Origin of the sequence: Amycolatopsis sp. NPDC047767, from assembly GCF_040704195.1 — a bacterium.
In the GTDB taxonomy this organism is placed as follows: domain Bacteria; phylum Actinomycetota; class Actinomycetes; order Mycobacteriales; family Pseudonocardiaceae; genus Amycolatopsis.
The window spans coordinates 445,184-466,075 of record NZ_JBEYSJ010000004.1 but is presented as its reverse complement, the minus strand read 5'-3'; the positions used below and the strand labels follow the sequence as shown (position 1 = coordinate 466,075).

Here is a 20,892-nt window from a genome sequence, read left to right as displayed (position 1 = left end):
TAGACCTCGCACACCGCCGCCCACACGGCGGCGCGCAGCTCCGTGTGGCGGGCGCGTTTACGCCTGGGGGGGGGGCGGGGGGGCCCGATGACCCCCCCCCCCCCCGCCCGCAGCCCCCATCGCGCCTCGAGCCGCCGCGCGGTCTCGAAAGCGATCGCGGAACCCATGCTGTGCCCGAAGAACGCGAACGGCACCCCGTCCGCAAGCGGCTCGGCGAGCGCCGCCGCCACGTCGTCGACGAGGTCGTCGAGCCGCTGCGCGCACGGCTCGGCGAGCCGATCCTGGCGGCCCGGGTAGCGGATCGCGAGGACCTCGACGTCGGCCGGGAGCGAGCGCGGCCAGGTGCGGAAGAAGCTCGCCGATCCGCCGGCGTGCGCGAAGCACGCCAGCCGAAGCCGCGGCGCGGGCGGGCTGGAGAAGCGGCGCAGCCACCGCTGCGCGACGCCGACTGTCATCGTGCCACCAGCGCGCCGCTGACGAGCCCGGAGCCGGCCGGCGCGTGGGCCGCGTCGCTGCCCTGCTCCAGCACGCGGTTGGCCTCGTCCACGAACACGACCCGGGGCTCGTACGCCGCGGCGGCCCGGGACTCGATGTGGGTGTAGGCAATCAGGATCACCAGGTCGCCGGGGTGCACGAGGTGCGCGGCGGCACCGTTGATGCCGATCACGCCGCTGCCGCGCTCGCCCTTGATCACGTAGGTCTCGAGCCGCGCGCCGTTGGTGATGTCGACGATCGCGACCATCTCGCCCGAGAGCAGGTCGGCGGCGTCCATCAGGTCCTCGTCGAGCGTGACCGACCCGACGTAGTGCAGGTCGGCCTGCGTGACCGTGGCGCGGTGGATCTTGGACTTGAGCATGGTGCGCATGACGATCGGGGATTCCATGGTGACCTCGTTCGCTGGGAGTGGGCTGGGGTTGTTCACTGGAGGGCGGCGGCGAGCTGGCGGATCGTGTGCTCGCCGAGCAGCACGGTCATCGGCAGTTCCACCCCGACCTCGCGCGCCTGCATCACGATCCGCACGGCGCGCAGGGAGTTGCCGCCGCTGGCGTAGAACTCGTCGTCGACACCGACCTCGTCGAGTTCGAGCACCTCCCGCCAAAGCCGCACGAGCAGGTGCTCGGCCGGGCTGGCAGGCGTGCCATCGCCGGTACCGGCCGCGACCGGCGCCGCTGCCTCCTCCACAGTGGACACTCCGGTGCGGCCCGCGATCGGGCACGGCAGCGCCGACACCGCGGTGCCGGGCGCGGTGGCCGCCGAGCGCAGCACGTTGGTGAAGGACCGCGCGGCGAGCGCGATCGTGTCGGGGTCGAACAGTTCGGTGCGGCCGATCAGCACCCCGCTGAGCGCGTCGTCGAGCTCGGCCACGTCGAGCTTGACGTCGAACACGAGCCGGTCCTGCGCGAGGGCCACGGGCTCCGCGGCGACGCCGGGGATGGCGAACCCGCCGGCCACCGCGCTCGGCTGCACGGTGAGCATCGTCTGCGCGATGGGGAGCACTCCGGCGCGGCGCTCGGGCTGAAGCTGCTCGACGAGGTGCTCGAACGGCAGATCGGCCCGCGCGTAGGCGGCCACGCTCGCGTCCCGCACCTGGCGCAGCACCGCCTCGAACGACGGGTCCCCGGAGAGGTCCACCCGCACGGCGACCGTGTTCACGAAGAACCCGATGAGCGGTTCGAGCTCCACCTCGGTGCGGCCGCCGACCGGCACGGCCACCACCACGTCGTCCTGGCCGCTCCAGCGCGCGAGCACCACGGCGTACGCGGCGAGCGCGATCATCGGCGCGGTGACGCCCGCACCGACCGCCTCGCGCAGCCGGCGGATCGCCGCGGCGGGGATCTTCACCGGCGCGGTCGTGGAGGCGAACGTCGGCGTCGCCGGACGCGCGTGGTCCGCGGGCAGCCGCAGCTCCCCCAGGCCGGCCAGCCGCTCGCGCCAGTACTCCAGCTGCTCGTCGAGCGCGCCCGAGTCGAGCCGTCCCTGCTGCCAGAGGGCGTAGTCAGCGTACTGCAGCGGCAGTTCCGGCAGCTCGGGCTCGGTGCCTTCGACGAACGCCGCGTACAGCGCGGTCAGCTCCGCGAGCAGCACCTGGGTGGACTCGCCGTCGACGACGCTGTGGTGCACCACGAGCTGCAGCACGTGGTCGTCTTCGCCGGCGCGCAGCAGGTGGCAGCGCAGCAGCGGGCCGGCGCCGAGGTCGAACGGCACGGCGGCGAGCCGCTCGGCCTCCGCGACCACGGCGTCCATACCGCCGCCGACCTCGACGACGGTGATCTTCAGCGGTTCCGGCGCCCGCACCACCTGGCTCACCTCGGTGCCGGTCAGGCGGAGCACGCTGCGCAGCACCTCGTGCCGCGAGACGACCTCGGTGAGGGCACGTTGCAGCGCGGACACGTCGAGCGCGCCGCGCAGCCGCAGCGCCGTACTCATCGTGTAGAGCGAAGTGTCGGGCCGGGCCTGTTCGGCCAGCCACAGCCGCCGCTGCCCGAACGACGCGGGCAGCACGTAGAGCTCGTCAGTCATCTGGCACTCCTGGTCAAGGGGTCGGGACGCGGTAGGCGGAGCGGTCGACGCGGCGCAGCGCGGGCCCCGCGGCCGCGCGCTGCGCGCTCGCGGTGATGGCTTCGGCGAGCCCGGCGACGGTCGGCGTGCCGAAGAGCCGGCCCAGCGGCAGCTCCACGCCGAACTGCACCTTCACCCGCGCGATCACCTGCGTCGCGAGCAGGGACTGGCCGCCGAGGTCGAAGAAGTTGTCGGTCACCCCGACGCGCTCGAGACCGAGCACCTCCTGCCACACCTGGGCGAGCCGCCGTTCGAGGTCCGACGACGGCGGCACGTGCGCGGCCGCCGTGCCGAGCTCCGGTTCGGGCAGGCGGCGGCGGTCGAGCTTGCCGTTGGGCGAAAGAGGCCACTGCGCGAGGACCACGAAGGCGGACGGCACGAAGTGCGCGGGCAGCCGGTCGCGCAGGTGCGCCTTGAGGTACGCGCCCAGCTCACCCGGGCCCGCGCCGGCGAGCTCGGTGCCTTCGGCGAGGCGCACGTACCCGACGAGCGCGGGGGCACCGCCCCGGCCGGCGCGCAGGTCGACGACGGCGGAGTCGATCGCCGGGTGCGCGGTGAGCGCGGCCTCGATCTCACCGGGTTCGAGGCGCATGCCGCGCAGCTTGACCTGGTTGTCGATGCGGCCGAGGTACTCGATCGTGCCGTCGGGCCGCACCCGGGCGAGGTCGCCGGTGCGGTAGAGCCGTTCGCCGGGTTCGCCGAACGGGTCGGGCACGAACCGCTCGGCGGTGAGCGCCGGGCGCTCGTGGTACCCGCGCGCCACCTGGATCCCGCCCAGCATCAGCTCACCCGCCACGCCGTGGGGCACGGGTTCGCCCGCGGGGTCGAGCACGTAGGTGCGCACCCCCGCGATCGGCTTGCCGATGGGCACGCGCGGTCCCGCGCCGGGCACGCACTCGTGCCACGTGACATCGACCGCGGCCTCGGTGGGGCCGTAGAGGTTGAACACCCCGACCCCGGGCAGCCGCCGCGCGGCCTCGTCCACGAGCCCCGCGGGCAGTTCCTCGCCGCTGCAGACGATCCGGCGCAGCGTCCCGCCACAGCCGTGCAGGTCGTCGGCCGCGAGGAACGCGTCCAGCATGGACGGTACGAAGTGGACAGTGGTCACGTCCCGCGCCACGATCAGCCGGGCCAGGTACTCCGGGTCGCCCTGGCCGCCGGGCTTGGCGAGCACGCACCGCGCGCCCGTCATGAGCGGCCAGAACAGCTCCCACACCGACACGTCGAAGCTCGTCGGGGTCTTCTGCAGCACACCTTCCCCTGGCGCGAGCCGGTAGGCGTCCTGCATCCACAGCAGGCGGTTCACCACGCCGCGGTGCTCGTTCATCACGCCCTTGGGGCGGCCGGTGGAGCCGGACGTGTAGATCACATACGCGACGTCGCGCCGGTGCACCGGGATCCGCACCCGGCCGGGCCGCCGGCCCGCGATCTCGGCGGCGTCGCGGCGCACGCACAGCAGCTGTGGCGCCGTCGCGAGCGCGCCGCGCACCTCGGTGCCGACCTCGCCCGTGTCGGTGATCACGACCCGGGCCCGGGAGTCGGCCAGCATCAGCTCGATCCGCGCGGGCGGGTACCCGGTGTCGAGCGGCAGGTAGGCGCCACCGGCTTTGAGCACGGCCAGCAACGACACCATCAGCTCGGGGCCGCGCGGCAAGGCGATGCCCACCACGGAGTCCGGGCGCACGCCCGCCGCGCGCAGCTGCCGGGCCAGGCGGTTCGCCCGCGCGTCCAGCTCCGCGTAGGTGAGCGTGGTGTCCTCGAACTCGACCGCGACGGCGTCGGGCGTGCGGTCGGCCTGGTCTTCGAAGTACTCGTGGACCGTCCGGAACGGTGCGGGCAGCGCCGGCACCGCGGCACCGCTGTGCGCTCCGGTGAGCTCGGCCCGCGCGGTGGCGGCGAGCAACGGCAGCCGCGACACGCGCGTCGCCGCGTCCGCGTGTTCCAAGACCAGCCGCAAGCTCTCGGCGAAGCGCTCGGCCGTGCCGCGGTCGTACAGCTCGGTGCCGTATTCGACGCGGGTGTCAAGACCGCCGTCGGCGCGGTAGGTCACGTCGACACCGAGGTCGAACTTGGCCACGCCGGTTTCGACCGCGACGGGCGTCACGGCCAGCGGTCCGAGGTGGAGGGTCCGCAGTGGAGCCTCGTCGGCCTGGAAGAGGTGGCGCACCAACGGGGTCCGGCCCCCGGCGTCACGCTCCGGGCGCAGCCGCTCCACGATGTCGTCGAACGGGACGTCGCCGTTGGCCTGCGCGTCGAGCACGGCGGCGCGGGTGCGGCGCACCAGCTCCCCGAACTCCGGGTCGTCGCCGAGATCCAGCCGCACGGGCAGCGTGTTGACGAAGAACCCGATGAGCGAGCCGACCTCGGCCCGGGTGCGTCCGGCCGCCGGGACGCCGACCACCACGTCGGACTGGCGCGACCAGCGCGCGAGCACGGTGGCGAACGCCGCCAGCTGAACCACGAACGGCGTCGTCCGCTCCCGCTCGGCCAGCGCGGCGACGGCAGCCGCCGCCTCCGGCGCCACGCCCGCCACGACCACGTCGCCCGCGAAGTCCGCCTCCGCCGGGCGCGACCAGTCGGCGGGCACGTCCACGAGCGCGGCGCCGTCGAGGACCCGCGCCCAGAAGTCGAGCTGCGCGGCGGCCGCCGGCGAGTCCCGCCACTCGTTCTGCCAGCGGGCGAAATCGGCGTACTGCACGGGAAGCGCCGCCACCGCCGGGAACTCGCCCGCGAGCCGCGCGCGGTAGCTCTCGGCGAGCTCGCCGATCAGTACCTGCAGCGACCAGCCGTCGGCCGCGATGTGGTGCACGGCGAGCACCAGCAGGTGCCGTCGCTCCGTGACGCGCAGCAGCTCCGCGCGCAGCACCGGGCCCTCGGCGAGGTCGAACGGCCGTTGGGTGAACCGCGTGGCCGCGGCGGTCGCGGCCGGGTCGTCCGAGACCTCGCGCACCGGCAGCGGCACATCGGCGGCGGGGTGCACGAGCTGCACCGGGTCACCGTCCACATCGGAGTAGGTCGTGCGCAGCACCTCGTGCCGCGCGACGACCTCGGACAGCGCCTCGGCGAGCGCCGTGACGTCCAGCGGGCCGTCGAACCAGAGCCCGCAGCCGATCGTGTAAGCGGCGCTGCCCGGACGCAGCCGGTCGAAGAACCACAGCCGCCTCTGGCCCGGCGACAGCGCCGCCGGGGCGTGCGGATCCGGGCGGGGGACGACTCCGGTCGCCGTGCCCAGCCCCTGCTGGGCACGCAGGCGCCGCAGCAGCGCCTGCCGGTCGGCGGATGACCTGCGCGGTGGCATGGTGAGCTCCTTCAGCGGTAGCCGAGCAGCAGCTCGGTCAGGCAGTCGGTGCCGAACTCGAGGGCATCGACGGGGACGCGTTCGTTGGCGACGTGCAGCAGGCGGCGGTGGCCGCTGCCCGGCGGCAGGCGGAGCGGGAGCCAGCCGTAGCACCGGATCCCGAGCTGGGCGAACAGCCGCGCGTCGGTCGAGGCCGGCGTGACCACCGGCAGGGGCACGCCCAGCGGGTCGAGCTTGCGCAGCACCCCGGTGAGGCACTCGTAGAACGGGCCGAACTCCGGTTCCGCGATGTCCGCGGGCACCTTTTCGCCCTCCAGCAGGACTTCGAGCTCGCCGTCGAGGCCGACGAGGTCCTGGACCTCCCGCAGGAACCCGGCCATCGTGAACTCGCCCGGCAGGATCCGGCCGTCGAGGTCGACGGTGATCTCGCTGGGCAGCACGTTGATCTTGTCCGAAGCTCGCACCACGGTCGGGTTGACCGTGTGCCGCAGCACCGAGTCGAGCAGCAGCGCCTCCTCCAACGGCAGGCCGGAGGGCACCGCGTCGCGCACGTTGTCGTGGCGCAAGCGGGCGACCTCGGCCGCCAGCGGCTCCGGCAGCGCGTCCGAGAGGGCGGCGAGCATCCGGTCGGCCGCGGCCGTCGGGTGGCGCGGCAGCCGGACGCCGCTCAGCGTGGTGAGCACCCCGCCGAGGCGGGCGATCGTCGCGTCCGGCGGCGCGAGGCGCGACCCATGCCCGCCCGCGCCGCGCAACCTCAGGCGCAGCCAGGCCGCGCGTTTCTCCGCGACGACGATCGGGTGGAACCGCACCCCGCCGAGCTCGACGCCGGCGCCGCCCTCCTCACCGATCGCGTACCGCACGTCGTCGAACAGCTCGGGGTGCTCGCGCACGAGGAAACCGGCGCCGCTTTCACTGCCGGCTTCCTCGTCGGCGACCACGGCGAGCACCACGTCACCCGCGGGCGGCTCGCCGCGTTCGCGCAGGTTCAGCAGCGAGGCGAGCATCATCGCCAGGCCGCCCTTCATGTCGATCGCGCCTCGGCCCCACACCTCGCCCTCGACGAGCAGGCCGTCGAACGGCGGGTAGAGCCAGTTCTGGCCCGTGACGCCGACGACGTCGGAGTGCGCGTGCAGCAGCAGCGGCGGGGCCTCGCCGCGGCCGGGGACCCGGGCGATCAGGTTGGTGCGCCGGTCGTCGAGCCCGAAGATCTTGGTCAAGATCCCCGCGGCCGACAGCAGCCGCTCGACGTAGGCGACGCACTGCCCTTCGTCTCCCGGCGGGTTGACGGTGTTGATGCGGATCAGGTCCTGCAGCAGCGGGACGGCGTGGGCGGGCATGGCGGGGACGGTCCCTTTCCTCAGCGGTGCGACGGGTTCCGGCGGTGGGCGGCGGCCAGGAGAGCGCCGGCTTGGCGGCGCAGCTGCCGCGGCGTACCCAGCGCGGGGACGTCGACGGCGGCACGGCGGTAGTAGAGCGAGACGTCGTGGCGGTCGGTCATGCCCGCCGCGCCGTGCAGGTGCACCGCTTCGGTCGCGGTCTCGCGGGCGAGCTCCGCGGCGAGCAGCAGTGCTTGCGCCGCGGCCAGCGGCAGTCCGGCGTCGTCGGCCGGGCGCCGGGCGGTGGCCCGGGCGAACGCGAGCACCGCCGCGGTGCGCGACGCCAGCGCGGCCACGCGGTGGGCCAGCACCTGCTGCTTCGCAAGCGGCCCGCCGAAGGCCGATCGCTCCTTGAGCCGTGCCACGGCGAGCTCCAGCGCGCCGCGGGCGAGCCCGGCCAGGTACGCCGCGTGCCGGACCCGGGCACCGGCCAGCAGGCTCGCGGGGTCGGCCGGGACGAAGCGCGCGTGGGCGGCGGCGAGGGTCACGGCGTGCAGGTCACCGTGGCCGAGCGCGCCGTGGCGCCGCAGCCGGACACCCGGCTGGTCCACCGGCACGAACGCGACCCCGTCGGCGACCGGCACCACCAGTTCGTCCACTTCGGACGCGAACGCCACGAACCGGCGCTCGCCCGACAGCGGGCCGTCCGTCCACTCCGGACCGGACGCGGCCGGGTCCGCCGTGCCCGCGGGATGCCACGCGAGGGCGAACGTCCGCTCCCCCGCCGTGATCCCCGCCAGGATCCCCGGATCGGCCAGCGCGGCCGCGGTCACCGTGCCGGCGTACGGGCTCGGGTAGAGCGCGGCGCCCATCAGTTCGGCGACGTCGGCGAGCGCGACGCGGTCACCGGCGGTCCTGCCCGCGGCGGGCGCCAGCGCGCCCAGGTCCGCCAATGCCGCCCAGACACCGGCTCGCAGTTCGCGGTCTTCGTCATCGGGACCGGCCCGGTGCCGGCCGAGTCGGCGCAGCACCGGGGAGAGCTCGTCGTCGAACAGCTCGGCGCACCGTTCGCGCAGCGTCGCCGGCGACGTTTCCAGCACGGTCGTCACAACAACCCCCAGCCCGCGGTGGCGACCACCGACAACATGACCTCGGACGTGCCCGACGCCAGCCGGTGCGCCGGACCCACGCGGTAAGCCGCGTCGAGCTGTCCGAGCGCAGGGGCTTCCTCGTCGTGCACGGACAGTGCCCCGTCGAGACCGAAGACGTCTGCGCCCGCCGCGAGCACCGGGCGGAACTGCTCGGTGACGAACCACTTCGTCATCGCCGAGGCGACCGGGTCCGGCGTACCGCGGTCGAGGTTCGCGACCATCTCCCACGCCAGGGTGCCGCCCGCGCGCACCGCGCCGTCGAGCTCGGCGAGCCGGCCGGCCAGCTCCGCGTCGTCGAGCTCACCGGTCGCGGCGGCCCGGGCCACCACGGTGTCGAGCAGCCGGCGCGCCTTCGCGTGGAAGTCGATGCCGGTGCGCTCCAGCTGCAGCATGTCCGTCATCAGCCGCCAGCCGTCGTCCACAGCGCCCACCACGGACTCGAGCCCGAGCAGGACGCCGTCGATCGCGACGGTGGAGAACCGGTCGTTCGCCAGGCCCGGCAACGGTTCCACGTGCATGCCGGCCGAGCGCAGCGGCAGCAGGAACAGCGTGATGCCGTGCATCGCCACCGGACCGGTGCTCGTGCGCGCCGCGCACAGGGCGACGTCGCCGAACTGCGACTTCTGCGTGTAGATCTTGGTGCCGCGCAACCGCCAGCCCTCACCCTCGCGCTCGGCGCGGGTGCTGAGCGCCGTGAGGTCCGAGCCGCAGCCGGGTTCGGTGAACAGAACGGTGGCGATCCGCTCGCCCCGCGCGAGCGGCGGCAGGTGCTCGGCCTTCTGCCGCTCGGTCCCGGCCGCCAGCAGGAACGCGCCGACGATGTCGACGCTGAGCACGTGGGCGTCGTCGGGCACCCCCGCGTAGACCAGTTCCTCGGTGACCACAGCGGCCTCGGCCGCGCCCAGGCCCAGCCCGCCGTACTCGACGGGCCAGGCCGGCGCGAGCAGGCCGTGTTCGCCCAGCGCGCCGTACGCGCGGGGGTTGCCGCTCTCGCGTTCCGGTCCGTACGCGGCGATCTCGGCGACCTCCGCACGCACCTCGGCCGTCTCGAGGACCTCCCGCACGCGGCGGCGGAACTCCGCGACGCTCATCGGGCACCTCCCTCGTCGGCCTTGGCCAGCAACGCGAGCAGCTCCTCGTCGGAAACTTCCGCCAGCTCCGCAGCCTCCACGACCTCGGCCAGCTCCGCGACGGTCGAGTTGACGAACAAATCGCGCAGCTCCAGCGTCACGCCGAACTCGTCCTGGATCCGCGAGACCAGCTGCGTCACCTTCATCGAGTTGCCACCGATGGAGAAGAAGCTGTCGTGGACCCCGAACCCGGACTCGCCGAGCACCTCGGCCCAGATCCGGGCGAGCGTCTGCTCGGTCGGCGTTCGCGGCGCCACCGCGGAGGCCGGTGCCGCGGCCTCGCCCGGCGCGGGCAGCCGCGCCGCGTCGAGCTTTCCGCTGGCTCCGCGGGGAAACTCGGGCAGCACCACGAACACGGCGGGCACGAGGTAGGACGGCAGCCGCGCCACGAGCCCGCGCCGCACCGCGTCCACTTCCACGGCGGCGGCGCCGGCGGGGGTCAGGTAGGCGACCAGGCGCGCGTCCGCGCCGTGGCCCTGGGCGGTCACGTGCGCCTCGCCCACCTCGGGCAGCGCGGTGAGGGCCTGCTCGATCTCGCCGGGTTCGATCCGCAGGCCGCGGATCTTCACCTGCTTGTCGGCACGGCCCAGGAACTCCAGCGCGCCGTCGGCCCGCCGCCGCACGAGGTCCCCTGTGCGGTAGAGCCGCTCGCTCGTGCCGAACGGGTCGGGCCCGAACTTCTCGGCCGTGAGCGCCGGCTGCCCGGTGTAGGCCCGTGCGAGCCCCGCGCCGCCGACGAGCAACTCACCCGCGACCCCGACCGGAACCAGGTTCCCGGCCGGGTCCACGACGTACGCGCGGTAGCCGGGCAGCGGGAGCCCGATCGGCGGCATGGCCTCGTGGTGCTCGTGCGGGCACCGGTGGTCGATGCACGCGACGGTGGCCTCGGTGGGACCGTAGCCGTTGTGGAATTCGCGGCCTTCGGTGTTCCAGCGGTTGACCAGCTCGGCTGGGAACGCCTCCAGGCCCACGAAAAGCGCCCGCAGCTCCGGCAGACCCGCCGGGTCGAGCCGGCCGAGGACCGCGGGCGGCAGGTCCGTGACCGTGACACCTTCGGTGCGCATCAGCGTGGTCAGCTCGGACGGGTCGAGCAGCACTCGCCGCGGCGCCTGCACCACGGTGGCGCCGGAGCCCAGGGCGGCGAAGAAGTCGAAGAGGCTCACGTCGAACGCCGGGTTGGCGAACTGCAGCACCCGGTCGCCCAGGCCGAGCCGGAAGACGTCGACGATGCCGCGCACGAACGACACGATCGCGCCGTGCGTCACCTGCACGCCCTTAGGACGGCCGGTGGAGCCGGACGTGAAGATCGTGTACGCGAGGTTCGCGGCGCGAGCACCGGAAGCCTGCCGGACGGCCGGGTACGGCGCCAGCGCCTCCTCCGTCACGAACAGGGGCTCGACCGTCTCCGGCAACGCCGCGGCGAGGTCCGGCGTGGTGACCGCCAGGGTTGCGCCCGCTTCGGCGAGCACCGCGGCCAGCCGTGCGGGCGGGTGGTCCGGGTCGAGGGGCACGTAGGATGCGCCGGACTTGTGCACGCCCAGGAACGCCACCGGCAGCTCGAGCCCGCGCTCGGCGAGCACCGCGACCACCGTCTCCGGGCCGGCGCCGCGCGCACGCAGGGCGGCGGCGAGGCGGTCGGCCCGCTCGTCGAGCTCGCGGTAGGTGAGGCTCGTGCCGCCGAACGTCGCGGCGACCGCGTCCGGCCGGGTGTCCACAACGGACTCCACGAGCTCGTGCAGGCACGTCTCCGGCGAGCCGGACGGCGCCGGGGCCGCGCTCCACTCGCCGGTCAGCTGCCGGTACTCGGCATCCGTCAGCAGCGGCAGCGCGGCCAGGCGCACGCCGGGGTCGGCGGTGGCCGCCTCCAGCACGCGGGCGAAGTGACCGAACAGCCGCTCGATGCGTGCCGCGTCGAACAGCTCGGTGGAGTACTCGGCCCACAGGCGCAGGCCCTCGCCGGGGACCTCGGTCGCCTGCACGGCCAGGTCGAACCGCGCCGTGCCGAGCTCGAGCGGGAACGCCTCGGCCCGCACGTCGCCCACCTCGGCCGACTCGACGGCCGAGTGCTGCAGCGTGAAACTGGTCTGGAACAACGGGTTGCGCGACGGGTCGCGCTCGGGCGCGAGCTCGTCGACGAGGTGGCCGAACGGCAGCTCCTGGTTGAAGTGCGCGCCCATGACGGTTTCGTGCGTGCGGGCGAGCAGCTCGCGGAACTCCGGGTCGCCCGCGGTCGAGGTGCGCAGCACGAGGGTGTTGGAGAAGAAGCCCAGCAGGTGCTCGACCTCGGGCCGGGTCCGGCCGGAGAACACCGAGCCGAGCACGATGTCGTCCTGGCCGGTGTAGCGGGCCACCACGGCGGTGAACGCCGAGAGCAGCACGGTCAGCAGCGTCACCTTGTGCTCGAGCGCGAGCCGATTGGCCGCGTCGGCGAGCGCCTGCGGCAGCATTGTCTCGAGCGTCGCGCCGGCGCGGGTCGGCACGGCGGGCCGGGGCCGGTCGGCGGGGAAGTCCACTGTGGGCAGATCCGCGAGGCGCTCGCGCCAGTAGGCGAGCTGGCGCTCCACGGCCTCGCCGGTCATCCGGCCGCGCTGCCACACCGAGTAGTCCGCGTACTGGATCGGCAGCGGCGGCAGCAGGGGTTCACGGCCGGCGGTTTCGGCCTGGTACAACTCGATCAGCTCCCGCACGAGGATGCCGGTGGACCAGCCGTCGGTCACGATGTGGTGCATCCCCAGCACCAGCACGTACTCCTCGGCGGCGAGCCGGGCGAGCGCCGGGCGCAGCATCGGCCCGCGTTCGAGATCGAACAGCCGGCGGGCCTCGCCGCCGACGAACTCGCGAGCGCGCTCCTCGGCTTCCGCGCGGGGCAGGCCCGAGAAGTCGACGACCGGCAGCGGGATCGTGTCGGGCGCGGGCGCGACCACCTGCGTGGGCACGCCGTTTTCCGCCGGATAGCTCGTGCGCAGCACCTCGTGGCGCGTGACGAGCCGGCCGAGCGCGCGGGAGAACGCCTCGCGGTCGAGCACGCAGCGCAGCCGCAGCGCGATGGGCGCGTTGTACACCGGCTGCCCCGGCGTCCAGCGGTCCAGGAACCACAGCCGCTGCTGGGTGAACGACAGCGGGAGCGGGCGAGCGCGGTCGGCCCGGCGGATCCCGTCGCCCGCGCCGGACGCGGCCTCGCGCTGCTTTTCGCGTACGGCCAGCAGGCTGCGGCGGATGTCGGCGAGGCCGCCGGTGGTCTTGGTGGTGTTCGGCATCATCAGCTCCCGACCGCCAGCGGCGGCTCGACGTGCGTGGACGGTGCGGCCAGTCGCACCCTGGTGCCGGCTCCGGCGAGCGCGGCGGTGACCGGCGAGGCGACCCGGCCGTCGGCGATCAGCACCTCGCCCACCCCGGCGTGCAGCGCATCGCGCGCGGCCTGGAGCTTCGCCGTCATACCGCCGACCGCGGCCGACGACACCGGCCCTTCCGGCGGCAGCACGAGATCTCGTACGAGCGAGGTCTCGTCGGTGTGGTCGGCGAGCACGCCCGGCGCGCCCGTGAGCAGCACGAGGCGCCTGGCCGGCAACGCGGCGGCGATCGCCCCCGCCGCGCGGTCGGCGTCGACGTTCACGGGCAGGCCGTCGCCGCCGAGGGCGGGTGGCGAGACGACCGGCGTCAGGCCGGCCGACAGCAGCACCCGCAGCACCGTGGTGTCGACGGCGGTGATCCGGCCGTTGTGGTCGTCGCGGACGAGGACCGGGCGCCCGTCGAGCACCGCGCGGTGCACGGCGGTGCGGCGTGCGGTCAGCAGCCCGCCGTCGAGGCCGGTGAGCCCGACCGCGTCGACGCCGGCCGCCCCGAGCCCGCCGACGAGCGCGGGCTTGACCTTGCCCGCGAGCGCGAGCAGCAGGACCTCGAGCGTGCGCGGATCGGTGTAGCGGCTGGACGAACCGCTCGGCGTCGTCAGCCGGCGCTGGGGCACCCCGAGGCGTTCGGCCAGCGCGTCGACGTCGGCCGAGCCGCCGTGCGCGAGCACGATCCGGTGGCCTGCCCGCACGAGGGCGGCGACGTCGGCGCAGACGGCCTCGCGGTCGAGGCCGGCGCGCCCGCCGCACTTCACGACGGTGATCCCGTCGGCGTTGTCGATCATGACCCGTTCCCTAGTTCGGGTGGAGCCCGGTGAAGCCGAGCCCGGTGCGCTCGGGCCAGCCCATGCGGATGTTGAGGCACTGCACGGCGTTGCCCGCTCCGCCCTTGACGAGGTTGTCGATCGCGGCCACGGCCACGACGCGGTTCCCGTCGCCGGACAGCGCGAACCCGACGTCGCAGTGGTTGGACCCGAGCAAGATCTTCGGCTCGGGGTAGCGGTAGTTGCCGCGCTTGTAGGCGACCACGCGCACGAACGGCTCGTCCGCGTAGTGCTTCCGGTACGCCGCCCGCAGCGCCGGTTCGGTGACACCGGGCGCGGCCTCGGCCCGGCACACCACCTGCACTCCGCGCACGGCGTCGATCCCGGTGGCGCTCATGACGACGTCGAGTCCGGTCGCCTGCGCGATCTCCACCTGGTGGCGGTGGTCGGCCGGGGCGAAGACCCGCAGCATGTTCGCGCGCTCGGCGTGCAGGTTGTGCTCGCCGGCCGTGGCACCCGAACCGCTGGAGCCGATGCGTCCGTCGACCGAGACCTGCCCGGTCACGAGCCCTTCGGCGGCCAGCGGGTGCAGGGCGAGCATGCCCGCCGTCGCCATGCAGCCGGGGACCGTGACGAGGTCCGCCGTGCGCAGCGCCTCGCGGTTGAGCTCCGGAGAGCCGAACGCCGCCGTGCCGAGCAGCTCGGGAGCCGGGTGCGCGGCGCCGAAGAACCGGCCGTAGGCGGCCGGATCGGCGAAGCGCAGGTCGGGGCTGAGGTCGTAGACGACCTTGCCCCGCGCCTGCAGTTCCGCCCGCTTCTCGAGGTCGCCCAGGCCCGACGAGCTGAAGAACAGCACGTCGCACTCGGGCAGCTCACCCGGCGGCACGTACGTGAGGTCCGTGTGGCCGCGCAGGTTCGGGTGGCCGCCGTCGACACGGCGCCCCGGAGCGCTGGCGGAGGTGGCCGCAACCACCCGGACCTCCGGGTGCCCGAGCAACAGCCGCAGCAGCTCACCGCCGATGTAGCCGGCGCCGCCGACGATCCCGACGTCGATCACCTGATCTCCCCTTCTCGCGCTCGGCCTGCTGCTATTCGCCCCAGTCCTCGTCCGGTTCGGGTGCGAGCGCCAGCATCACGGGGCTCACGGAAACGACCTCGAACTCGCCCGCGCATTCCGCGCATTCGACGATTTCGCTCAATTCCGGTACCTCGGGAACCGACACCTTCCCCGCACATTCGGGGCATTCCTGCAGGGTCATCGTCACGGGAATTCCTTCCGTCGATCCGCCGATCCGGCGGCGCTGGGTCAAGAATGGCGCGTGGCGGCGCCGTCGAGGAGTCGGTGATCTCCCCTACGCCGGCACCCGCACGCGGGACGCGGCAGCGCCGAGCCGGGCCATCCCGTCCGCGACGACCTCATATGCGGCGAGCAGCCGCCGCGCCCGCGCCAGCAGCCCCGGCACCGCCGCGGCGCGGTCGGCGCGGCCCGTGGCGACGGCGATCCGGAACGCGGCCCAGTGGTGGGCGATCCGGTCGACCGAGCGGGCGAGCTCGCCCAGTGCGGGCAGGCCGAACCGGCGCCCGGCCAGCGCCAGGAACTCGGCGTGCAGCCCGGTCACGGCGAGCACGGCTCCCCCGAGGAGAAACAGGTCGTCGACCGCGGCCTCGTCGCTCTCGTAGCGTTCCAGCAGGCCACCGACGGTGTGCCGCAGGCCGGCCAGCCCCGTCACGAGTCCCGGCGTCACCCGGCCTTCGCGCAGCCCGGCCGCGTTGGCCGCGAGTACGTGGCGGACGAACCCGAGGTCGAACGCCGGCTGCTCGAGCCCGACGACGAGCTCCAGCCAGCGGTTGCCGATCGGGTTGGCGGTGAAGAACATGTCGCGGTCGTGGCGGATCGGGTTGCCGGAGTCACGCGCCGCGGTGAACGTCTCCAGGGAGATCGCGCCCTGGAACGCGGGCGGCACCGGATCGGCCACGAGGACCTCGCCCGCTTCGTCGTCGAAGCCGAACACCGTGAGCAGGTGGTTGGTGTGCACGTCGCGGTAGGCGGGGCGGAAGGGCAGGTGGAAGTTGTCAGCGGCCACGGCCACCGGCGTGCCGGCGGCGAGCTTCGCACGGACTTCGCGCCAGCCCGCCTCGGCGTCGGCCGGCTCGTGCCATACCGACGACACCGCGTGGTGCGGGGCCAGGTCGGCGAACAACGGGCCCGCGCCGGGGAAGAAGTACTCCTCGCGGCGCACGTCGCCGGGCCGGTGCGAGAAGCCCCAGCCGGCGCCGAGCACGCGGACGGGGTCGAGGCCGTGGAAGGTGAGCAGCACGCCGGCCGTGGTGTGCAGGCAGTGGGACAGGTCGTGGCGCCAGCGGCCGGCGGGACCCAGGTCAACGCGCACAGCGGGACTCCTCGTCGGCGACGGCGGTCAGGGCGAACACGTGCATGGCGGGGTTGTCCGGCAGCCTGAGGGCGACCAGCGGGTCGGGCTCGGCGATCGCGACACGCTGCTGCCAGATCGAGGGCGAGTGCCCCGCCTGCGTGTGGCGCGGGTAGCGCAGGCCGGTGGTGCAGAAGGCGAGCGGCTCGCCGAAGCGGGCCGGGGTCTCGGGCCAGAAGTCCGACATCCGCAGCCACGAGCGCCGCACGGTGCCACCGGCGTGGTGCAGCTCCACCTCGTCCTCCGTGCGCCGCTCGGCGGCGCCGAGCAGATACAGCCAGTCGTAGCGGCCCGCGGGCACCTCGACGAGCTGCCCGCGGCAGCGGACGTTGTCGGCGCCGGCGGAGTTCGGCGCCGGGAACGCGAACGGCACGCCCGCCACCTCGCGCACCGAACCGGCGGGCGGCAGTTCCTCCGCCGGGAAAGTGTTGCGCCAGACGTTGAACCCGTAGTCCCCCGGCGTCCCCTCGGGTTGCACCCCCGTTCCGTCGAAATGCCGACCGAGATCGATCACGGTCTTTTCCACCGGCCTCACATCCTCTATTTTCGAGTCATGTCCGTTGTCGACAGATCTCGTTCCCCGGAATTGTCCCCGACGATCACCGCCGCACCGTTGTCCGGCATTTCCCCGGCTTTCGCGGAGGAAATAGCCGCGACCACCCGCGCGGCCTACGCGGCGGGCGACGCCGTGCCCGGCCTGCCCGTCGCCGACGGCGCGCGCGAGACCGGCGCCGCGGTGCTCGCCGACCTCGCGGCCGGCACCCGGCTGTGGGTGGCCACAGTGGACGGACGGTGCGCCGGCTCGGTCCGCGCGGTCACCACACCGGGCGCGTGGGAGGTCCAGCGGCTGGCCGTCGCGCCGTGGACGCGCAGCACTGGCCTGGCCCGCGCCCTCGTGGCCGCCCTGGAATCCGGCGCGGCGCGCGCCGGGGCCGCCGTGGAGCTCAACGCGGTGGTGGAACGTGGCACCCCGGCGTTCTACGGCAAGGCGGGTTACCGCACGCTGCACCACTTCGGCGCGGCCGACAAGCCGCTGTCCGAGGTCCGGATGCGCCGCGACCCGGCCCTGGCGCCGCGACCGTGGATCGACCCCGTCGCGGGCGACGACTCGCGGCCGGCCACCGGTGTCGTGGTCACCTGGTGGTCCTGCGGCGGCGCCACGACCTGCCGCGTCTCGCACGGCACCGTCGCCGCCTCGGTGTCCCGGTCCCCCGCCGCGGGCGCCCGGTTCCTCGGCGCCGACCACTGGCCCGGTTCGACCGTCGAAGACCTCGCGGCGGTCCGGGCGACGCACGGCGGGGCGATCGTCCGTCACGATCGCCCCGCCGCGCTGGTCCCGGCCTACGCGCTGCCCCGGAGCGTCCACACGGGACTGCTCGCGTGGTGGCGCGCGCCGGCGGTCAGGCACTCCTGAGCGACAGCACCGCCTCCTCGACGGCGCGGGCGCTCACGCCGGCGCCGTCGAGGAGGTCGGTCTCGCTGCCGACGCTGTCGTGGAAGCGGTCCGCGACACCGATCCGGCGCACGGGCACGGGGCAGGACCCGGCGACGACCTCACACACCGCGGACCCGAGGCCGCCGGCGAGCACGTGGTCCTCCACGGTCACGAGTGCCCGGGTCTCCCGAGCCGCCGCGGCGATCGCCGCGGTGTCGAACGGCTTGACAGTGTGCACGTTGAGCACGCGCGCGGAGATCCCGCGCACCGCCAGCGCCCGCGCCGCCTCCAGAGCCATCGTCACGGGGTGCGGACCGGTCGCCACGATCGTCACGTCCTCGCCTTGGCGCAGCCGCACGGCTTCGCCGAGGCGGAACTCGTAGGGCCCGTCGTACACCGGTGGCGCCGGGTTCCGGCCCAACCGCAGGTAAAGCGGACCCGGCAGCCCCGCCGTGGCGCGAACCGCGTACTCGGTCTCCGCCGAGTCCGCGGGCACGACCACGGTGAGGTTCGGCAGCGTCCGCAGGATCGCGAGGTCCTCGAGGGCGTGGTGCGTCGGGCCGTAGTGGCCCGCCGAGAACCCGCCGTGGGTGCCGACGATCCGCACGGGCAGGTTGTTGTGCGCCACGTCGATCTTCACCTGCTCGCACGCGCGCGCCGACGCGAAGCCCGACATCGTGTTGGCGTACGGGAGGAATCCGGTCGAGGCGAGCCCTGCGGCCACCGAGACCAGATTTGCCTCGGCGATCCCGACGTTCACGTACTGCTCCAGCAGCACCGGCGCGAACAGGTCGTCGAGCCCGCCCATATCGGAGTCGAGGCACAGGATCCGCGGGTCGTCCGCCGCGAGCTCCAGCAGGGTACGCCGATAGACCTCGCGGGTGCTGGGCGCGTACCGCTCGGCCCACGTCTGCTCCAGTGCCGCGGTCACGACGCCGCCCCCGTCCGCAGGCCGGCCAGGGCGCGGCGGTGGTTGCGCGGCGACAGTTTCACGGCGTGCGAACGCCGGTCGCCCTCGAACATCGGCACCCCGGCGCCCTTCACCGTGTGGGCGAGCACCATCGTCGGACGCGCGCCCGTCGTCGTGAGGGCCGTGCGCAGGGCGCTGTGGTCGTGGCCGTCGACCTCCACGACGTCCCAGCCGAAGGCCCGCCAGCGGTCGGCGAGCGGCTCGAGCGCGACACAGTCCTCAGTGGACCCGGTGATCTGCAGGCGGTTGCGGTCGACGATCGCGGTGAGGTTGCCCAGGCGCAGGTGCCCGGCGAGCATCGCGGCCTCCCACACCGAACCCTCCTGCAGCTCTCCGTCGCCGAGCAGCGCGAACGCCCGGCTGCCGGCGCGCGCCCGGCGCAGGCCGAGCGCGATCCCGGTGGCGAGCGACAAACCGTGTCCCAGCGAACCCGTCGGGAACTCAACGCCGGGCAGCCGCCGCAGCGGGTGCCCGGCCAGCCGGCTTCCCGGCCGGCAGTAGGTTTCCAGCTCTTCGCGCTCGAGGAAACCAGCCTCGGCGAGCACGGCGTAGAGCGCGGCGCTCGCGTGGCCCTTGCTCAGCACGAACCGGTCGCGCCCGGGCCAGTCGGGCTCGTCCGGGCGCAGCCGCAGGACTTCGAGGTAGAGCACGCACAGCACGTCGGTGGCCGAGAGCCCGCCGCCGACGTGCGCGCCGTGTTCCCCCGCCGCCATCTGCAGGATTTCCTCGCGTACCCGCAGCGCGCGCTCGGCGATCGTCGGTGCCACCGCGGGCGCGCTCATGCGGCGAGCTCCGCTTCGGCCGCGTGCCACGGCGCGCGGTAGTCCAGCGAACGGGCGAGCCCGGCGAGGGTGTCCAGGTTCTCCCACACCTTGGCGAACGCGTTGGCGCAGGCGTCGAGCACCGGCCCCGCCGCGGGGTTGAGGTGCCAGCGCTGGATGGTCACCGAGTCCTCGATCACGGCCAGCGCCGTGGGGTGGTCCTCGGCGCGGTAGTCGACGTGGCGCGCACCCGGCAGGCGCCACGGGTACCCGCCGCCGAGCCCGATCAGGTCGCGGAACGCGCGCTGCCCCGGCAACGGGACGATCTGGTACGGCTGCGCGGGCACACCTTCCGCGCGCAGTGCCCGCTGCACCACCGCGCGGAACGGGCCCGCCGGCACGTCGCCTAGCCCCGCCGCCACCGGGTCCAGCCGCATCCGCAGGATGTGCCACGCGTGGGTGCGATCGGGCGGGCACGTCGGCACGACGACGCCGGGCAGCTGGGCCAGCCGCGCGAGGAACGCCTCGACGTTGCGGGCGCGGGCTGCGTCGTACTCCGGCAGGCGCTCGAGCTGGCTGCGCGCGAACGCGGCCTGCACGGCGCTGAGCTTGAGGTTCCCGGCCAGCACGCGCGAGAGGTAGTCGCGTTCGCGGCCCGCCTCGAGCGACTCGCCGAACTGGCGGCGCAGCACCACCTGCTCGTGCAGCTCGTCGCTGTCGGTGGTGACCAGGCCGCCTTCGCCGCACGTCGGCAGGTTCTTCGTGACGTTCAGGCTCGAGGCGTTGATGTCGCCGATCGAGCCCACGCGCCGGCCGAGGTGCGTGGCCCCGTGGGCCTGCGCGGCATCCTCGATCAGACGCAGGTTGTACCGCTCTGCGAGGTCGCGAAGGCGCGTGAGGTCGCACGGCACCCCGTGCAGGTGCACAGCCATGATCGCCCGGGTGCGCGGGGTGATCGCCGCGGCCGCGGCGTCCGGGTCCATGGTGAAGGTGACGGGGTCGACGTCCACGAAGACCGGCACCAGCAGCCGCTGCACCACGGGCACGGCGCTGCCGATGAACGTCAGCGACGGCACCAGCACCTCCGAGCCGGGCTCCAGATCGAGCGCGGCCAGTGCGAGCTCCAGCGCGGCCGTGCCGTTGACCACCGCCGCGCAGTGCCGGGTACCGACGTAGCCGGCCCAGTCGCGCTGCAGCCACGAGACCTCGCCGCGGCCGGCGTCGTTCGAGGTGAACAGGCCCGCCGACAAAACGCCCGCGACCGCGGCCTCGTCCTCCGGGGTGACGACCGGCCAGCCGATGCCGGCCTTCAGCGTCTTCGGCGGGCCAACGGTCCGCGCGCCGCCGAACATCGCGAGCTTCGTCATGAGGGTGCCACCACTTTCTCCGAACCCGGGTACGGCTCGGGGTAGGGACGGCTCGGCTGCACGAAGGTCACCTCGTGCAGCCGCAGCCGGGGTTCGTCGGGCAGGCGCACGGCCCGCAGGTCGTCGCGCCGGGTCACGGGCAGCCGCACGGTGCGGCCGGGACCCGCGGGCACCGCCAGCGGTTCGGGGTCCAGACCACCGGCGTAGGTGAGCCACGCGGTGGCGGTGAGCGCGACCGAGCTGCTCACCGTGAGCCACAGCCAGTCGTAGCGGCCGGGCGGCACGGTCAGCGTCTGCCCGGCGCAGGTCAGCGGTCCCGCCGCGAGCTCGGGACAGCGCCCCGGCACGGTGCGGGTTTCGGGCAT

At 74.3% G+C, this 20,892-nt stretch carries 18 protein-coding genes; 1 reads left to right on the top strand and 17 read right to left on the bottom strand.

Annotated elements, in window-relative coordinates:
* From AB0878_RS11020 to AB0878_RS10960, 13 genes are all read right to left on the bottom strand, one after another.
* Window positions 1-455: alpha/beta fold hydrolase (locus AB0878_RS11020; protein ID WP_366578703.1), on the bottom strand; the 455-nt coding region annotated here is incomplete at its 3' end.
* Window positions 452-883: an aspartate 1-decarboxylase gene (gene panD, locus AB0878_RS11015; RefSeq protein WP_366578701.1), complete on the bottom strand. Its 432-nt coding sequence runs from the start codon at window positions 881-883 to the stop codon at window positions 452-454. The genes panD and AB0878_RS11020, both read right to left, overlap by 4 nt.
* A 35-nt stretch (window positions 884-918) precedes the next feature.
* Window positions 919-2,520 carry a condensation domain-containing protein gene (locus tag AB0878_RS11010; protein WP_366578699.1) on the bottom strand — a complete coding sequence of 534 codons (1,602 nt, stop codon included), beginning with the start codon at window positions 2,518-2,520 and terminating at the stop codon, window positions 919-921.
* A gap of 13 nt (window positions 2,521-2,533) precedes the next feature.
* A complete protein-coding gene (locus AB0878_RS11005; protein ID WP_366578697.1) occupies window positions 2,534-5,857 on the bottom strand; it encodes an amino acid adenylation domain-containing protein in 3,324 nt (1,107 codons plus the stop codon).
* 11 nt (window positions 5,858-5,868) lie between these two features.
* A complete protein-coding gene (locus tag AB0878_RS11000; protein WP_366578695.1) occupies window positions 5,869-7,194 on the bottom strand; it encodes a M20/M25/M40 family metallo-hydrolase in 1,326 nt (441 codons plus the stop codon).
* 20 nt (window positions 7,195-7,214) lie between these two features.
* A complete protein-coding gene (locus AB0878_RS10995) occupies window positions 7,215-8,282 on the bottom strand; it encodes an acyl-CoA dehydrogenase family protein (RefSeq protein ID WP_366578693.1) in 1,068 nt (355 codons plus the stop codon).
* The gene (locus tag AB0878_RS10990; RefSeq protein WP_366578691.1) at window positions 8,279-9,415 is read right to left on the bottom strand and encodes an acyl-CoA dehydrogenase family protein; all 1,137 of its coding nucleotides are present in this window, start codon (window positions 9,413-9,415) and stop codon (window positions 8,279-8,281) included. Before AB0878_RS10990 ends, AB0878_RS10995 begins: the two co-directional genes overlap by 4 nt.
* Window positions 9,412-12,711, bottom strand: coding sequence for an amino acid adenylation domain-containing protein (locus AB0878_RS10985; protein WP_366578689.1), 3,300 nt, complete (start codon window positions 12,709-12,711; stop codon window positions 9,412-9,414). The genes AB0878_RS10990 and AB0878_RS10985 overlap by 4 nt, the downstream gene beginning before the upstream one ends.
* Before the next feature lie 2 nt (window positions 12,712-12,713).
* A complete protein-coding gene (locus AB0878_RS10980) occupies window positions 12,714-13,586 on the bottom strand; it encodes a [LysW]-aminoadipate kinase (protein ID WP_366578687.1) in 873 nt (290 codons plus the stop codon).
* Between the two features lie 10 nt (window positions 13,587-13,596).
* On the bottom strand, window positions 13,597-14,622 hold the full coding sequence (gene argC, locus AB0878_RS10975; RefSeq protein WP_366578686.1) for an N-acetyl-gamma-glutamyl-phosphate reductase: 1,026 nt from the start codon (window positions 14,620-14,622) through the stop codon (window positions 13,597-13,599).
* Window positions 14,623-14,653: 31 nt separating this feature from the next.
* Window positions 14,654-14,824: a lysine biosynthesis protein LysW gene (gene lysW, locus AB0878_RS10970; RefSeq protein ID WP_366578725.1), complete on the bottom strand. Its 171-nt coding sequence runs from the start codon at window positions 14,822-14,824 to the stop codon at window positions 14,654-14,656.
* Between the two features lie 93 nt (window positions 14,825-14,917).
* Window positions 14,918-15,955, bottom strand: coding sequence for a BtrH N-terminal domain-containing protein (locus AB0878_RS10965; RefSeq protein WP_366578684.1), 1,038 nt, complete (start codon window positions 15,953-15,955; stop codon window positions 14,918-14,920).
* On the bottom strand, window positions 15,945-16,508 hold the full coding sequence (locus tag AB0878_RS10960) for a hypothetical protein (protein ID WP_366578682.1): 564 nt from the start codon (window positions 16,506-16,508) through the stop codon (window positions 15,945-15,947). Before AB0878_RS10960 ends, AB0878_RS10965 begins: the two co-directional genes overlap by 11 nt.
* A gap of 39 nt (window positions 16,509-16,547) precedes the next feature.
* On the opposite strand from AB0878_RS10960, the gene AB0878_RS10955 reads away from it, so the two are divergent.
* On the top strand, window positions 16,548-17,408 hold the full coding sequence (locus tag AB0878_RS10955) for a GNAT family N-acetyltransferase (protein WP_366578680.1): 861 nt from the start codon (window positions 16,548-16,550) through the stop codon (window positions 17,406-17,408).
* On the opposite strand, the gene AB0878_RS10950 is transcribed toward AB0878_RS10955, so the two are convergent.
* The 4 genes from AB0878_RS10950 to AB0878_RS10935 are packed head-to-tail and all read right to left on the bottom strand — an operon-like array spanning window position 17,395 to window position 20,892.
* Window positions 17,395-18,360: a transketolase C-terminal domain-containing protein gene (locus AB0878_RS10950; RefSeq protein WP_366578678.1), complete on the bottom strand. Its 966-nt coding sequence runs from the start codon at window positions 18,358-18,360 to the stop codon at window positions 17,395-17,397. The two genes, AB0878_RS10955 and AB0878_RS10950, sit on opposite strands and share 14 nt — an antisense overlap.
* On the bottom strand, window positions 18,357-19,181 hold the full coding sequence (locus tag AB0878_RS10945) for a transketolase (protein ID WP_366578676.1): 825 nt from the start codon (window positions 19,179-19,181) through the stop codon (window positions 18,357-18,359). Before AB0878_RS10945 ends, AB0878_RS10950 begins: the two co-directional genes overlap by 4 nt.
* Complete coding sequence (locus AB0878_RS10940; RefSeq protein ID WP_366578675.1) at window positions 19,178-20,527, bottom strand: DegT/DnrJ/EryC1/StrS family aminotransferase; 1,350 nt, start codon at window positions 20,525-20,527, stop codon at window positions 19,178-19,180. Before AB0878_RS10940 ends, AB0878_RS10945 begins: the two co-directional genes overlap by 4 nt.
* On the bottom strand, window positions 20,524-20,892 hold the full coding sequence (locus AB0878_RS10935) for a hypothetical protein (protein ID WP_366578673.1): 369 nt from the start codon (window positions 20,890-20,892) through the stop codon (window positions 20,524-20,526). The genes AB0878_RS10940 and AB0878_RS10935 overlap by 4 nt, the downstream gene beginning before the upstream one ends.

Bases quoted from the DNA above. Each gene is read 5' to 3' on its own strand.
- AB0878_RS10935 (WP_366578673.1), bottom strand. From the start codon at position 20,892: ATGCCCGAAACCCGCACCGTGCCGGGGCGCTGTCCCGAGCTCGCGGCG.
- AB0878_RS11005 (WP_366578697.1), bottom strand. From the start codon at position 5,857: ATGCCACCGCGCAGGTCATCCGCCGACCGGCAGGCGCTGCTGCGGCGC.
- AB0878_RS10985 (WP_366578689.1), bottom strand. From the start codon at position 12,711: ATGCCGAACACCACCAAGACCACCGGCGGCCTCGCCGACATCCGCCGC.
- panD (WP_366578701.1), bottom strand. From the start codon at position 883: ATGGAATCCCCGATCGTCATGCGCACCATGCTCAAGTCCAAGATCCAC.
- AB0878_RS10940 (WP_366578675.1), bottom strand. From the start codon at position 20,527: ATGACGAAGCTCGCGATGTTCGGCGGCGCGCGGACCGTTGGCCCGCCG.
- AB0878_RS10980 (WP_366578687.1), bottom strand. From the start codon at position 13,586: ATGATCGACAACGCCGACGGGATCACCGTCGTGAAGTGCGGCGGGCGC.
- AB0878_RS10945 (WP_366578676.1), bottom strand. From the start codon at position 19,181: ATGAGCGCGCCCGCGGTGGCACCGACGATCGCCGAGCGCGCGCTGCGG.
- lysW (WP_366578725.1), bottom strand. From the start codon at position 14,824: ATGACCCTGCAGGAATGCCCCGAATGTGCGGGGAAGGTGTCGGTTCCC.
- AB0878_RS10990 (WP_366578691.1), bottom strand. From the start codon at position 9,415: ATGAGCGTCGCGGAGTTCCGCCGCCGCGTGCGGGAGGTCCTCGAGACG.
- AB0878_RS11010 (WP_366578699.1), bottom strand. From the start codon at position 2,520: ATGACTGACGAGCTCTACGTGCTGCCCGCGTCGTTCGGGCAGCGGCGG.
- AB0878_RS10955 (WP_366578680.1), top strand. From the start codon at position 16,548: ATGTCCGTTGTCGACAGATCTCGTTCCCCGGAATTGTCCCCGACGATC.
- AB0878_RS11000 (WP_366578695.1), bottom strand. From the start codon at position 7,194: ATGCCCGCCCACGCCGTCCCGCTGCTGCAGGACCTGATCCGCATCAAC.